The sequence below is a fragment of the Anaerophaga thermohalophila DSM 12881 genome, assembly GCF_000191885.1.
Lineage (GTDB): Bacteria > Bacteroidota > Bacteroidia > Bacteroidales > Marinilabiliaceae > Anaerophaga > Anaerophaga thermohalophila.
This window is the reverse complement of record NZ_AEWI01000014.1, coordinates 26,126-40,730: the sequence shown is the minus strand read 5'-3', so window position 1 is coordinate 40,730 and position 14,605 is coordinate 26,126. Positions and strand designations below refer to the sequence as shown.

The following is a 14,605-nucleotide window of genomic DNA, read 5'->3' as shown; positions in this document are numbered from 1 at the left end:
TTATTAGCGGTAAGTTAATGAAAATTTCGCGACATAATGTAATTTTGTTGTTCATTTTTTATTTTATGTTTTTTCTGTTAATCAAAAAACAGACAATGAAGATAAAGGAGTATGATATTTTGATATCTTTGTTAAGGTGGTAAAGACCTGTATGCTTTACAGAAACAGTGTTTTTGACCAAAAGGAGGGAATACAATAAGGTTGTTAAATCAGGAGCTCATGCCATTATATTTTTTGTGGTTTGAGGGGTATGGTTTCTTTGTCATTGCACTCAAAAGAGCTATTTTTGATAATACTTCAATGAAACAGATATTTTTTTAATGGATATAGAAAAGAAATATACGGATTTAACCTTCTTTACAAACGATTCGGAAGACTCATTACTCGATAGGTTTAAAGCTGTTTTAAAATCGGTTGAATTCTTCGACATTCTTGTTGGCTATTTTAGAATAAGTGGATTTCATCAACTATACAAATCATTTGAGAAAATTGAAAAGATAAGAATTCTGGTAGGTCTGGATATTGACAAAAAGACTTTTCAAATAATCGAGACAAGTAAAACCCAGGGAATGCTTGACTTTGAAACACATACCAGGACAAAAGAAATTATCGGAGAAAAATTAATTGATGAAATTGAAAAAAGCGAAGATACTCAGGAAGTAGAGGAAGGAATTCATAAATTCATTGAATACATAAAATCAGGAAAAATTGAAATTAAAGCACACCCAAGCCATAACTTACACGCCAAAGTTTATATAAGCCGCTATTTTAAGGATGACAGGGATTTTGGTAATGTAATTACCGGTTCGAGTAATTTTTCTGAATCCGGGCTGGTTGCCAATTATGAATTTAATGTTCAGCTAAAAAATAGTCAGGATGTAAAATTTGCCCTGGAAAAATTTGAATTACTTTGGGAACAAGCTGTTGATATTTCAGATTATTATGTCGATACGGTGCAAACCAAAACCCATTTAAACGAGAATATCACACCATATCAGATTTACCTGAAACTTCTATATGAATACTTCAAAACAGATTTAAGTCTCGACCCGAATTTGTTTTACCAAAACATTCCTGAAGGATTTATGAAGCTGAAATATCAGGAACAAGCTGTAACAAATGCAAAAAAAATTCTTGATGAATATGGTGGTGTGTTCCTGGCAGACGTTGTTGGTTTGGGCAAAACTTATATGGCAACATTATTAGCCAACCAATTACCCGGCAGAAATTTGGTGATTGCTTCTCCTGCATTGCTGACAAAAGATAATCCGAATTCATGGCCAAATGTATTTCATGACTTTAAAATAGCTGCTGAATTTGAATCCATCGGAAAACTTGAAAAAATAATAGAGCGAGGAACCGAACGTTATGACAATGTTTTCATTGATGAAGCGCACAAATTCAGAAATGAAAACAATGTGAGCTACGAAAATCTTTCTGCCATTTGTAGAGGTAAAAAAGTCATTTTGATAACAGCAACTCCTTTAAATAATTCTCCGTTAGATATTCTTTCACAAATAAAGTTGTTCCAAAAAGCTAAGAATAGTACAATTCCCGGAATCAAAAATCTTGAAAGCTTTTTTGGTTCACTTCAACGAAGATTGAAAGACCTGGACAGAAAAGACGATTACGATGCTTACATGGACATTGTGAAAGATAATGCTGTTCAAATTCGGGATAAAGTCCTAAAACATATTATGGTTCGCAGAACCAGAAAAGAAATTGATACTTATTTTAAAGATGACCTGAAGAATCAGGGATTGAAATTCCCGGTTGTAAATCCTCCGGAATCTATTTTTTATAAACTTGACGCAACATTAAATAATATCTTCATCAAAACAATTGCTTTAATCACAGATGAAAAGCAATTCAAATACTCAAGATATACCCCGCTGCTTTATTTAAAAGAAGAGCTAACAGATTTTGAGAAAACCAGTCAGCGCAACTTGGGTGGTTTTATGAAAGTATTGCTTATCAAACGATTGGAAAGCAGCTTTTTTGCTTTTAAAAAAACACTTGTACGTTTTATCAAATCGTACGAGGATTTTCTCACGGCTTACAGCAAAGGGAAAGTTTATGTTAGTAAAAAACACTGGCAGAAAATAATGGATTTCTTTTTGGCAGAAAATTACGATGCTATTCAAAAACTCATTGACGATGAAAAAGCCGAAGAGTATAGTAAAAATGATTTTACTCCTCAATTAAAAACGGATGTTGAATCCGATTTAAAAACGTTGAAAGTAATTGAAGGGCTCTGGGAAAATATCAACTACGACCCTAAACTTGATAGTTTCATTGAAAAAATCAAAGAACAAAAAGTTTTACAAAAAAGTAAACTCATCATATTCACAGAATCAAAAGAAACAGCCAAATACCTTTCCGAAAATCTGAAAATCAGGCTTAACGACAAAGTGTTGATTTATCATGGGGGTTCTTCTGAAAAAGAACTAAAAACAGTTATCTCGAATTTTGATGCTAAAGCAAGAAACCCAAAAGATAATTATAGAATCATTGTAACAACTGAAGTTCTTTCGGAGGGAATTAACCTGCACCGTTCTAATGTGGTTATCAATTACGATATTCCATGAAATCCAACCCGGATGATTCAACGTGTGGGCAGGATTAACCGGGTGGACACACCGTTCAACAAAATTTATACATACAACTTTTTCCCAACTGAAGAAGCCAACGACATTATAAAATTGAAAGAAGCAGCCATTGCCAAAATCAATTATTTTATTGAAATGCTCGGGAATGATGCAAAATTGCTTACAGACGGAGAGGAAGTAAAGTCGTTTGAACTCTTCAATAAATTGACTTCTAAGGAGTTTATTATCGGAGACGAAGACGGAGAGGAAAGCGAATTGAAATATCTACGGGTTATTGAAGATATTAGAGATAACAACAGGGAATTATTTGCTCTGATTAAAAATTTGCCCCGTAAGGCCAGGGTTGCCCGAAAAGCTAATGTTGCTTTTAAACTGGATGAAAATGCATTGATAACCTATTTCCGAAAAGGGAAACTGGAAAAATTTTATCTGGCAAGCGAATCACAAAATACCGAACTCGATTTTTTGACTACTGCAAAACTTTTTGAGGCTTCTGAAAAAACACCGGGACAAAAAATTCATAAAGATTTTCACGAACTTCTCAAGAGTAATAAATCCCAGATTGAAATTGATTTGTTTGAAAAAGAAGAAGTAGAAGATACTTCTAAAAAAGGTGGAAGGGATAATGCCACAAGAATCCGGAAAATCCTGAATGCAAAAGAAATAAAACGCTACAATGGTTTCACCGATACCGATGATGAATACCTGACAAAAGTGAGAGATATGCTTGATGAAGGTGCAATGCCAAAAACAGTGGCAAAAAGAATTTTTTCAGAAATAAAGGATGAAACCAATCCTATGAAAATTCTCGCTGCCATTAAACGAAACCTGCCCGGGCAGTTTTTCAATCACACTGCATCGGCAAAAGATGTTTCAATGAGTATTCCGAAAGAAGTAATTTTATCAGAATATCTTATTAAATAGCCACATGGACAATTTTAACAAACTTGTTTCGACCATTCAGCAACTGCATCAGCAATTACAGCAATCGGCTGTAAACGCAGTAAACCAAATGCTGACTATCCGTAACTGGTTAATTGGTTACTACATTGTGGAGTTTGAACAAAACGGAAAAGACAGGGCGGAATATGGGAAATCACTATTGAAGTCAATTGCCGGTAATTTGACACACATCAAAGGACTTGATGAAAGAAGTCTTCGCCGGTTTAGGCTTTTTTATCTTTATTATCCACAAATTGCAGATACAATTCGGGGGTCGGTGAACCCCGTTTTTGAACAAATTGAGATTCGGGGGGCACTGACCCCCATTTTGTCCGATACTGAGAAAGTGGGGCCAGCGTCCCCACAATTAAAAACCGGATTATTTGTGCCGGGTGAAAAAATCCTTACCAAACTTTCTTATACACATATCGAACAACTGCTTAGCATTGACGAACCACTCAAACGCACCTTCTACGAAATTGAATGCATCAAAGGCGCCTGGAGCGTGCGGGAACTGAAAAAGGCAAATCAACAGCCTGTATTTCGAACGCAGCAGCCTATCCAAAAACCCGGAAAAACTGGCAAAACTGGTTAAAAAGAAAACAAAGCCTCAGGCAGGTACCGATATTGTAAAAAACATTTATGCCTTTGAATTCCTCGACTTACCAATTAAAGAAATCGTGGAAGAATCGGATTTGGAAAAAGCCCTGCTCGACAAGCTGCAACAGTTTATTGTTGAACTGGGTTATGGATTTTGTTTCGAAGCCCGCCAAAGACGCATACTGATTGGTGAAAAATATTATTTCATCGATTTGGTTTTTTACCACCGTATATTAAAATGCCATGTTTTAATCGACCTTAAAATCGGCGAATTTGAACATGGCGATATTGGGCAGCTAAATACCTATTTGAATTTCTATAAAGAAGAGATAAGTGAACAAGGCGATAATCAACCGGTAGGTATTTTGTTGGTTGCCGAAAAAGACCACGCCCTTGTAAAATACGCTACTGCCGGAATGGACCAAAATCTGTTCGTGAAAAAATACATGCTGAAACTGCCCGATGCCAAAATTTTGCAACAACACATTGAAAAGGAATTAAAGGAAATGTAATATGAAACTATACGAAGCCAAAAATATCATCACCGACGTTTTTGAAAATCCTTTCGATAAAGATAAATTCAGTTATTTTATACGCAACCTGCTTAAAAATCTTCATCCTGCTGAATTTGGCATAAGAAGCGGAAATATAATTCCTCCCGAATTTCGCGATTTTATTGCTTCATACGAGCGAATTGGTAAATACAAAGACGAAGAAGGTTATGAAATTGATGTATTGATTGTAAACCTTAAACGCGACCATTCTTTAGATTATGCGAGAAGTACTCAAAGAAATTTTATTCGTTGGTACTTAAAACGAAAAAATAGAGATGCAGCATTGGTGGCATTTCATACCGAAAAATCAAGCGAGTGGCGGTTTTCATTTATTAAAATGCAATACAGCCTCGAAAAGAAAGCAGATGAACTCACACCCGCCAAACGTTCCTCTTTTATGGTGGGCGAATCAGGTAAAAGCCACACTGCGCAACGCCAGTTGATTGACTTGCTGAAAAACGACCATGCGCCTTATCTTTCCGATATTGAAGATGCTTTTAGCATTGAAGCCGTTTCAGACGAATTTTACGAAAAATACAAAGCCCTGTTGTTTAACCTGGTGGATGAGATTGAAAAAATTGTAAAGAAAGATAATACAGTCAAAGAAGAATTTGAAAGTAAAAACATCAGCATCCTGAATTTCTCTAAAAAACTGCTCGGGCAAATTGTATTTTTGTATTTCCTGCAGAAAAAAGGCTGGCTGGGCCTTGGCGAAAAAGAAAAATACGGTGAAGGTGATAAGAACTTCCTGCGCAGCCTGTTTAATAAAACAAAACCGGGCGAAAACTTTTTTAATGATTATCTCGAATACCTGTTTTACGATGCCCTTAGCAAAAAACGCGTAACCGATTATTACGAGCGTTTTAATACACGAATCCCGTTTTTAAATGGTGGATTGTTCGACCCCATTGAATTTTACGATTGGCAAAAAACAGATATCGTTATCCCGAATGAAATATTTTCCACCATAGTACCCCAAGCTTCCAGCTTGGGAGAAACATTGGCTTCCAGCCTGGGAGAAAATGAGGAAGCTTATGGAATACTTGATGTATTCGATTTGTACAATTTTACGGTAAAAGAAGATGAACCTCTGGAAACCGAAGTTGCTATTGACCCCGAAATGCTTGGAAAAGTTTTTGAAAGGATGCTCGATGTAACCGAGCGAAAAAGCAAAGGCGCATTTTACACCCCCCGTGAAATTGTGCACTACATGGCACAGCAAAGTTTGCTTTATTATTTAGAGACCATAGTGACTCAAGCTTCCAGCTTGAGTAAACAAAACGTGAGTAAACAAAACGATTGGCACACTGATTTGGAAACCTTCATCCATTACGGCGAACATATTATTGACAAAGATATTGCTGTACAAGAAGGTAAACTAAAACATGCAGACAAAAAAGAAAAAATACCCGATAGCATAAAACTGTATGCTGATATCATTGATAAAGCATTAGAAAACATAAAAATCTGTGACCCGGCAGTGGGTTCCGGTGCCTTTCCTGTGGGTATTATGAACGAAATTGTAAAACTGCGCAAATTGTTGACTCCCTTCATAGTGTCTCAAGCTTCCAGCTTGAGCGAAAACCCGCCCGGCTCCAGCTTGAGCGAAAACTCATCCACTTCCAGCTTGAGCGAAAACTCATCCACTTCCAGCTTGAGCGAAAACCCGCCCACTTCCAGCTTGAGCGAAAACCCACCCACCTTGAGAGATGATGATTTCGACATTATCTATTTCGACAAAAATGCTGAAACTGAAATTCACGAAAGAGACCTCCCACATTGGTGTCAAAAAGGAGTAGCTTATTTTGTAACTTTCCGTTTGGGCGATTCTATCCCTGATAATGCAAAAAATAAAATCAAAAATGAACGCGAAAATTGGTTGAATAAATATAAAATAAGAGATACTTCAGAATTAAAAAAGCTCCCTAAGCATGCAAGAATTGAATATCATAAGCTTTTTTCAAAACGTTATGATGAATTACTTGACAGCGGCTATGGCTCCTGCATTTTAGCCAATCCTGAGATTAAAGAGATTGTTGAAAATGCGTTAAAATATTTCGATGGGAAACGGTACTTTCTTGATGAATTTATTGTTATGCCTAACCATGTGCATGTCATAGTTGTGCCCAAAGTAAATTGGACTTTGGATAAAATAACACACTCATGGAAGTCATTTACTGCAAATGAAATAAATAAATTTACCGGGAATTCAGGGCAGGTTTGGATGTACGAATCATTTGACCATATTATTCGAAGTGAAAAGCAATTACATAAAATACGGCAGTATATAAAAGATAATCCCAAATTTTCCAAAGTACCTCAAACTTCCAGTTTGAGAAATAATGTATCACCTCAAACTTCTCAAACTTCCAGTTTGAGGAATGGTTTAAGAAAAGATCATCAAACTTCCAACTTAAGTAAAACTCAAGCTGGAAGCTTGAGGAACTATGAACGCAGTGCCTATCGTTTTAAATTAAATGCCATACAAAACTCCATTTACGGTGTCGATATTGATGCCGGTGCAGTGGAAATTGCCAAGCTCCGTTTGTGGCTTTCGATGGTTGTTGACGAAGAACGAATAGATGCGATTGAGCCTTTGCCCAACCTGGAATATAAAATCGTGCAGGGAAATTCTTTGATTAATATTCCTGATGGTACTACAATTAACGATGCATTAGCCACAGAAATTGAAAAACTAACTACTCACTATTTTCATATTACCGATAAAGAAAAGAAACAGGAACAAAAGCAAATTATTGATAATAAAATTCAGGAGCAATTGCAGTTTGTCTCTGACATAGTCGGTTATAAAATTGATTTTGATTTTAAACTCTTTTTCCATGAGGTTTGGAAAGAAAAGGACGGTTTTGATGTGGTGATTGGGAATCCGCCTTATATCAATATTTATTCAATATGGAAAAAACGGTGGATATCCCCCAGTGAAAACGGCCATTTCCGTTCACTTTTTTCTAATTCAGCCATGAAAATATAAGAATATATTTATTATTTGATTTTCTCATTGTATCCGCCTTTAATTTAGAACGATATGCCTTCTTTTCAAAAAATTTTGGTAATAAGGCTGGAAAAACCTGCGAGAAAAAGATCACCCAAAGAAGTTCTTCAACGACTTTACCAGGTTAACCGAATAGAGGATCAGGTTGCGGGTTTCGCCCAGCAATTCCATATAGAGGATGTTAATGCGGGTTTTTCCCGAACCTTTTCTTATCTTCCGGATATGTTGCAGCCTGAAATTTTCGATGAGGTTGAAAACGGCTTCCTGTCGCTGCATGAGTTCATGGAACATCATAAATTTCTTGTCTTTTTCAACGTGTACCATGAAGTTGAAAAAAGCGGTGGTTTCATCGAGAAGGGTGTTCAGGTCTTCCTGCTGATAATCAATCAGACCTTTGTGGTGGTTTTTAATATGGTTATAGGCAGGCACGACCATCGCTGAGAGCGTGTTTCCCAGTTCGGTCAGATAATCGAGGGCCTGGATAAAAAACTGGCCTGAATCCTGTGCCTCTTCGGGCAAGCGGCCAAGGGCTGAGAAAAACTCTGTTTTCGCATTCTTTATTTGATTTTTCAGGTTTTCTGTTTTGCGGGTTATTTCGAACAATTCTGTTTCGTCCTCATCCAGAAGTCCCTGTACCATGAGCATGTATATTTTTGAGGATTCCAGCATAAGCCTGCGCACAGTATCGCTACCTGTGTTCTTTATCCATCCGATGTTCCGGGAAATTTCGTTGGAGAGTTCTTCTTTGAAAAGTTCGCGTTCTGTCTGTCTTTTCTTGTGATATTTTGTGCTCCTGGACAGAAACAGGATCATAAACAAGACAGATACGATAATGGTAATCCAGCTTCCCCACCACAGAAGAAGGGTCAGTATAAAAGCACCCAGGAACCCGAGGCATGCGGTAATGAACCATCCTCCCAAAATAGATAATACCCCTGAGATACGATAAACGGCACTTTCGCGTCCCCAGGCCTGGTCGGCCAGAGAGGTTCCCATTGCCACCATGAACACAACAATTGTTGTAGAAAGGGGAAATCTCCAATAGGTTCCGATACTGATCAGGATACTTGCAACAACGAGATTCACCATTGCCCTGAGGGAATCAAAGTAGATGACTTCGTCAACCTGTTTGAAATCGGAAATATTTTCATCTTTCTTGTACCGGCTTGAGATGAAACGATGCATCCTATCGGGCATGATATTTTCAATTTTTTTGAAAAGTGTCAGAAAGTGTCTGACCATGGTTCGTGAAAGCTGTGAAGGTTCAAAGTGCTCACGACCCGGTAGCTGGCGTCCCAGGTACATTTCCGTTTCTGTCACTGAACGGGCTTTTCGCGAATAGAAAAGCGTGAGCATCATAACGATACCCGACAGGAGGAAAAAACTCACATAAATACCATCCTCAAAACCATGATTGCGCAACCATTCATCGTTCAAAAAGTAAAGGCTGAAATTGTCGGGGCCGCCCCCATGACCCGAAATCAGGAAGGCTTTAAAACTTTCAATACCGGCCAGTGGAACACCGATAAAATTGACCAGATCGTTGGCAGCAAAAGAGAGTGCCAGTGCAAATGTCCCAAACAGGACAACGATGCGTGGGATGTCTATCTGGAAGAGAAGCCCAAGCAGGTATAAAACAAAAAAAGTAATGGCAAAAATTGTCGGGAACTGAAACACGGGATTTGTACTGAACCATTTCAATACCGGGGCGTCCCATACCGCTGGGGTTTCAACGCCTTTTTTAAAAATCAGGATCAGAATAATTGAAATAGCAAAAGCTCCAAAAAATGAAAAAAGTATCCTGAACCGCCCGTGATAACTGAAAGTGAACAATAATCTTGAGATAAACTGAACAATTGCACCCGTGAGGAATGCAAAGAGAATCGAGACCAGGATGCCTGAGAAGAGTAAAAACACCCTGCCCGTGTTTATGTAATCGGTAAGAACCATCTCGCCCGGAACCGTATGGTTTGTCCTAAGCACTGCAATGGCAAGTGCTGCACCAGTTAGCTCGAATACGACCGCGAGTGTCGTGGATGTAGGAAAACCCAGCGTATTGTATGTGTCAATCAAAATGACATCTACAATCATTACCGCCAGAAATAGGACCATCAGTTCGGTCAGATAAAAGTTTTGAGGATAAATGACGCCTTTCCGGGCCACTTCCATCATGCCGGTCGAGAAAAAGGTGCCCGCAATCAATCCCGCTCCGGCAATCCAGTAAATGGTGCGCCGGGAAGCAACACTGCTGCCGATGGCCGAATTCAAAAAGTTTACCGCATCATTGGATACGCCTACGACCAAATCGGCAATGGCCAGCAATGAAAGTAATATGGCAATGGTCCAGACAAATGTCATTTTCCTGTATGTTTTGGCAACAAAAATACTCGCATAAGGTGGGACTTTTCAGTCCGGTATATTAATTTTTTGTTAGATTTATCCGTTATTTTTTCCCAAATTTACTCTTAATTTAATTGTTTTTAGCGGTTTTCTTTACTTAACATTGGGTTAACAAACGGGTTATTTTGCATAAGTGTTTGCTTCAATATTTTTTCGTTTAAATTTGTGTGCCACGGAGTTGGGAATTTTCTAATAGATAAATATGAAGTCCATTGCCCCACAAAAAATTGTTGGTTTCATTACCGTTACTTTTCTTGTTCTTGCCGTGCTCTTTTTTTTGATTAATTATTTTAGCCCGAGCCTGGCCATCTCTCTGATTATTACTATTCCGCTGTTTACGGGAATTGCATTTTCGGCCGTCAACTATTTTATCAACCTGTTTATTTATGCTAAGATCAAACCCATCTATAAAACCATTCATAATTTTAAGTCTGCCGCCAGAGATTTGGATGAAAACGGGAGTGATATTTTTTCGCAGGTAAATCGTGAAGTGACCGAATGGATGAAGGGGAAGACCATGGAGATACAGCAGCTGAAGCAACTGGAAAAGTATCGAAAAGATTTTCTGGGTAATGTTTCGCATGAGTTGAAAACGCCGATTTTCAATATACAGGGATATATTCTGACACTGCTTGAAGGCGGTATCGATGATCCGGGAATCAATATGCTCTATCTGAAAAGAACAGAGCGCAGCATCGATCGCATGATATCGATTATTGAAGACCTTGAGTCCATATCTAAGCTGGAATCGGGCGAACTTGAACTGAACTTTACCCGATTTAACATTTACCAGCTGGTGGAAGAGGTTTTCGATTTACAGGAAGTACGTGCCGAAAAAAGGAAAATAAAACTGAGGTTTGGCCGGACTGTCGATCGAAACATTCACGTTCGGGCCGATAAACCACGAATTTTTCAGGTACTCAGTAACTTGATCGTTAACTCGATAAACTATGGTAAAGATGGTGGAACCACAACGGTCAGTTTTTACGATATGGACAACCTGGTTTTGGTGGAAGTACGCGACAATGGAATTGGTATTGCAGAACGAGATTTGCCACGTATTTTTGAGCGATTCTACCGTACCGACAAAAGCCGCTCACGTGAGCAGGGCGGAACCGGCCTTGGATTGGCAATTGTAAAACATATTATAGAAGCCCACAACCAAACCGTTAATGTGAACAGTACGTTGGGGAAGGGGACTTCTTTCACGTTTACTCTGGAAAAAGCCTGAAAGCAGATTTTTTAAATTAGTGCCCGTCTGTAAAGTCGGAAAAAGTTTTACCAAATCATGTGTCTGTTCAGAAATTGTTGTTTACAAGGCTTGCGAAGTTTGAAAATACGGAGTTTACTTATCGTAAATGAGTAATTTTCGGACAAACGTAACCACAGTAAATGGTAATTTATGGAGAGACACTAATTAGAAATTACGATAATGAGCGAATCAACAGATTACAAAATCCTTTTGGTAGATGATGAACCGGATATTCTGGAATTCATCGGTTACAACCTGAAAAAAGAGGGATTTCAGGTGGAGACAGCCACCAACGGCAAAGATGCACTGAAAACAGCTCAATCTCTCAATCCACACCTGATTGTTCTGGATGTTATGATGCCCGGGATGGATGGTATAGAAACCTGTGAGGAAATTCGAAAAATCCCTTCTTTAAAAGACACTCTTGTTGTCTTTCTGACTGCCAGAGGGGAGGACTATTCCCAAATAGCCGGGTTTGACGCAGGAGCAGATGATTATATTACCAAACCAATTAAACCACGGGTGCTGATATCCCGGGTTAAAGCACTTTTGAAACGGTTCAGATCGGGAATATATTCGGATACAGCAGGTGATGATACAAGAATTTCTGTTGGGGATCTGACAATCGATAAAGAAAAATATGTCGTTATTTCAGGAAATAACGAGCTTGTCCTTCCCAAAAAGGAATTTGAATTGCTCCTGCTGCTTGCCTCTAAACCCGATCGTGTATTTACGCGCGATGAGATATATTCTTCTGTGTGGGGAGATAATATAATTGTTGGCGACCGGACAATAGATGTTCACATACGAAAATTACGTGAGAAAATAGGGCAGAATCATATCAGGACAATAAAGGGAGTTGGCTACAAATTTGTGAACTGATTTTTTTGCAATATTGGTCAATATAGATCAATAGATCGATAGATTTTTAGATATAAGATATGAGATGTTTTGTATAGCCCTGATATTCTGCATTTTAACAAGCGGACGTCTTTGAATACAAACAAATGGTTTGCAGCTTATTGCAAAAGTTTAACGGAGTATCGGGTCAAATATTGACTTTATATGCAACTTATTTTTAAATTGCAATAATAAAGTAGCGTATTGACGTTATTGCAAATCTAATTTTACAATTATGAAGAAGATTTTTTTGGTAGCCATTACCCTTGCATTTGTTTGTGTGGCTTGCAAAGATAAAAAAGAAAAGAAAGAACCGGAGCCGGTTAAAAAAGAAGTGACAACATCAGCCGGGGCGGATACACTTCTACAGCCGGTTCAACAACCCAAACCTGAACCCGAACCGGAGCCGGAACCTGACAAGTACTTCCTGATTGCCGGAAGTTTTGTTAATCCTTCCAACGCTGAGTCGTTTCAAAAACAGCTCTCCGAAAAGGGTTTTAACGCGCAGGTGATTACCCGAAACTGGGGTGTCAACAGCGAATTTTACAAGGTTTCGTACATGGGCTTTCAAGATAAAGGTGAGGCCATATCTAAAATGAAGGAGGAGCGTCAGCAGCCAGGCAAGGAAGATGTCTGGGTTCTGGTCAAGAAATAATGGCTGAGCCGATGGGGACAAGAGTCTATAACCCTGAAAACCATTTTGGCAGGTCAACATCGGGTGTAACATGCAGCGTTTGAATGCCAAGCTTGCCGGCTGCTTCAATGTTTTCCGGCAGGTCGTCGACAAATAGTGTTTCCTGAGGGGCGAGTTTGTTTTGCTCCAGAATAACTTTGTATATTTCGGGTTGTGGCTTTCGCAATCCTTCTATGTTCGAATAATATACTTTTTCGAAAAGCTCCCCGATGTGATTGACGCCGGGGACTTTTTTTTCGAAATATTTAACGTGACTTTCGTTGGTGTTACTGAGCAAATACAGGTTGTAACGTTTTCGCAAATTCTTCAACATTTCAACATGTTCCGGCGGGAAATCCCCGATAATCCGGTTCCATGCGTGAAAAAAATCCTCTTGTGTTATATCTGACCGAAAATAGGGTTTCAGGCAGTTGAAAAATCCGGAAGAGGATATTTGCCCGATTTCGTACTGTGTAAAACATTCGAGAGATACAAGTGAAAAAGGATCTTTAAACCGGCTGTCTTCGGGCATTAATTTCCTGAAGTCAGTGCGTGCTCTTTCTGTTTCGAGTGGAACCAGCACATTGCCAAGATCGAAGATAATGTTTTTTAAGCCGTTATTTTGTGATTTCATCTGTATAAAATTAGTCTAAGTTATTGGTCTGATGGAACTCGCATGAATGAGTTTTATACATGTTCTTTTGTGACAAACTTTGCCATGCTCGTTTCATCAGTATAAAATTTATCTAAGTTATTGGTCTGATGCAAATTATTATGCTTTAATTGATTTTAGATTCTTCGCTCCGCTCAGAATGACAGACTGTCTAATGTCATTCTGAGGAGGTAACGACGAAGAATCTGTTCCCTGTTTTTGGTTTCTTAGATGATTAGAAGTTAATTATACATGTTCGTTTGTGGCAAAACGTTGCCATGCTCGTTTCATCTTACATTTAATAAATTGTTAGGGCCGTTAGAATTGTTAAAGTTGTTAATATTGTTAATGTGTTAGTTATTTGAATGTTATGAGTTTCATTACATTAGCTAACAATCCTAACAATCTAACAATTTTAACAATCTAACAATCTAACAATCTAACAGTCCTAACAATTTTTGCCACGCTCGTTTCATAAAAACAAATTATCTGAAAATACAGTACAAAAGTAACAATTGATGGCTAAATATTATTATTTTGAGGTGCTATGAGTGCGGCCTAAAAAGCATCTTTGTTGTGAAAATCAAGGCAGCTTAAATTTTCGTACCGGAATTAATTCGTTGTTAATGGGGGTTTAAGAATTTAAAACGACAATGCGTATGGCAACAAAGATGCTTTTTAAGCCGGGTTCATAAATATTTTGACCGGCTTTTCGGGATTCTATCGTTTTTCTTGAGTAGAACGGAGTCTGATGGGCTCTTGTATATAGTTTGTTTGAGATATAAAGAAAATTGACGCTGAATGTGTCGTACATTTCTTTTTTGAACATGTAAATTTGAAAATTGCGGTGCTTTTTGTAATTTTGCATTCGCTTCGGCAAGAGGCATAAAATATTGTCGGGCCCATAGCTCAGTTGGTTAGAGCACCTGACTCATAATCAGGGAGTCGCAGGTTCAAGCCCTGCTGGGCCCACTTAAAAAAAAGCCACTTACAGAGGTTTTCTGTGAGTG

General features: G+C 38.3%; 10 protein-coding genes and 1 tRNA gene. 9 read left to right on the top strand and 2 right to left on the bottom strand.

Annotation, left to right across the window (positions count from 1 at the left end; translation table 11 throughout):
- Positions 1 to 320: 320 nt before the first annotated feature.
- The 5 genes from ATH1_RS19070 to ATH1_RS19060 are packed head-to-tail and all read left to right on the top strand — an operon-like array spanning position 321 to position 7,697.
- Positions 321 to 2,588 carry a helicase-related protein gene (locus ATH1_RS19070; protein WP_211208074.1) on the top strand — a complete coding sequence of 756 codons (2,268 nt, stop codon included), beginning with the start codon at positions 321 to 323 and terminating at the stop codon, positions 2,586 to 2,588.
- A 12-nt stretch (positions 2,589 to 2,600) separates the two neighbouring features.
- Positions 2,601 to 3,533 carry a hypothetical protein gene (locus ATH1_RS21935; protein WP_211208073.1) on the top strand — a complete coding sequence of 311 codons (933 nt, stop codon included), beginning with the start codon at positions 2,601 to 2,603 and terminating at the stop codon, positions 3,531 to 3,533.
- Between the two features lie 4 nt (positions 3,534 to 3,537).
- Positions 3,538 to 4,146 (top strand): DUF1016 N-terminal domain-containing protein, encoded by a 609-nt coding sequence (locus ATH1_RS21930; protein ID WP_211208072.1) that lies wholly within the window; start codon positions 3,538 to 3,540, stop codon positions 4,144 to 4,146.
- Positions 4,079 to 4,663, top strand: a complete 585-nt coding sequence (locus tag ATH1_RS21925) for a PDDEXK nuclease domain-containing protein (RefSeq protein WP_211208076.1) — start codon at positions 4,079 to 4,081, stop codon at positions 4,661 to 4,663. Before ATH1_RS21930 ends, ATH1_RS21925 begins: the two co-directional genes overlap by 68 nt.
- A gap of 1 nt (position 4,664) precedes the next feature.
- Positions 4,665 to 7,697: an Eco57I restriction-modification methylase domain-containing protein gene (locus tag ATH1_RS19060; RefSeq protein WP_010418996.1), complete on the top strand. Its 3,033-nt coding sequence runs from the start codon at positions 4,665 to 4,667 to the stop codon at positions 7,695 to 7,697.
- Between the two features lie 111 nt (positions 7,698 to 7,808).
- On the opposite strand, the gene ATH1_RS0106130 is transcribed toward ATH1_RS19060, so the two are convergent.
- Positions 7,809 to 10,076, bottom strand: a complete 2,268-nt coding sequence (locus ATH1_RS0106130) for an inorganic phosphate transporter (protein ID WP_010418993.1) — start codon at positions 10,074 to 10,076, stop codon at positions 7,809 to 7,811.
- A 244-nt stretch (positions 10,077 to 10,320) separates the two neighbouring features.
- Between ATH1_RS0106130 and ATH1_RS0106125 the strand changes: the two genes are divergently transcribed.
- The 3 genes from ATH1_RS0106125 to ATH1_RS0106115 all read left to right on the top strand — a co-directional run bounded on the left by ATH1_RS0106125 (position 10,321) and on the right by ATH1_RS0106115 (position 12,925).
- Positions 10,321 to 11,349 (top strand): sensor histidine kinase, encoded by a 1,029-nt coding sequence (locus ATH1_RS0106125; RefSeq protein WP_010418990.1) that lies wholly within the window; start codon positions 10,321 to 10,323, stop codon positions 11,347 to 11,349.
- A gap of 201 nt (positions 11,350 to 11,550) precedes the next feature.
- Entirely contained in the window at positions 11,551 to 12,252 is a 702-nt protein-coding gene (locus tag ATH1_RS0106120; protein ID WP_010418988.1) for a response regulator transcription factor, read from the top strand.
- A gap of 253 nt (positions 12,253 to 12,505) precedes the next feature.
- Positions 12,506 to 12,925, top strand: coding sequence for an SPOR domain-containing protein (locus ATH1_RS0106115; RefSeq protein WP_010418986.1), 420 nt, complete (start codon positions 12,506 to 12,508; stop codon positions 12,923 to 12,925).
- A 25-nt stretch (positions 12,926 to 12,950) separates the two neighbouring features.
- On the opposite strand, the gene ATH1_RS0106110 is transcribed toward ATH1_RS0106115, so the two are convergent.
- Positions 12,951 to 13,577: an HAD family hydrolase gene (locus ATH1_RS0106110; protein ID WP_010418984.1), complete on the bottom strand. Its 627-nt coding sequence runs from the start codon at positions 13,575 to 13,577 to the stop codon at positions 12,951 to 12,953.
- Positions 13,578 to 14,493: 916 nt separating this feature from the next.
- Between ATH1_RS0106110 and ATH1_RS0106100 the strand changes: the two genes are divergently transcribed.
- Positions 14,494 to 14,567 (top strand) — tRNA-Ile (locus ATH1_RS0106100).
- Positions 14,568 to 14,605 lie beyond the last annotated feature (38 nt).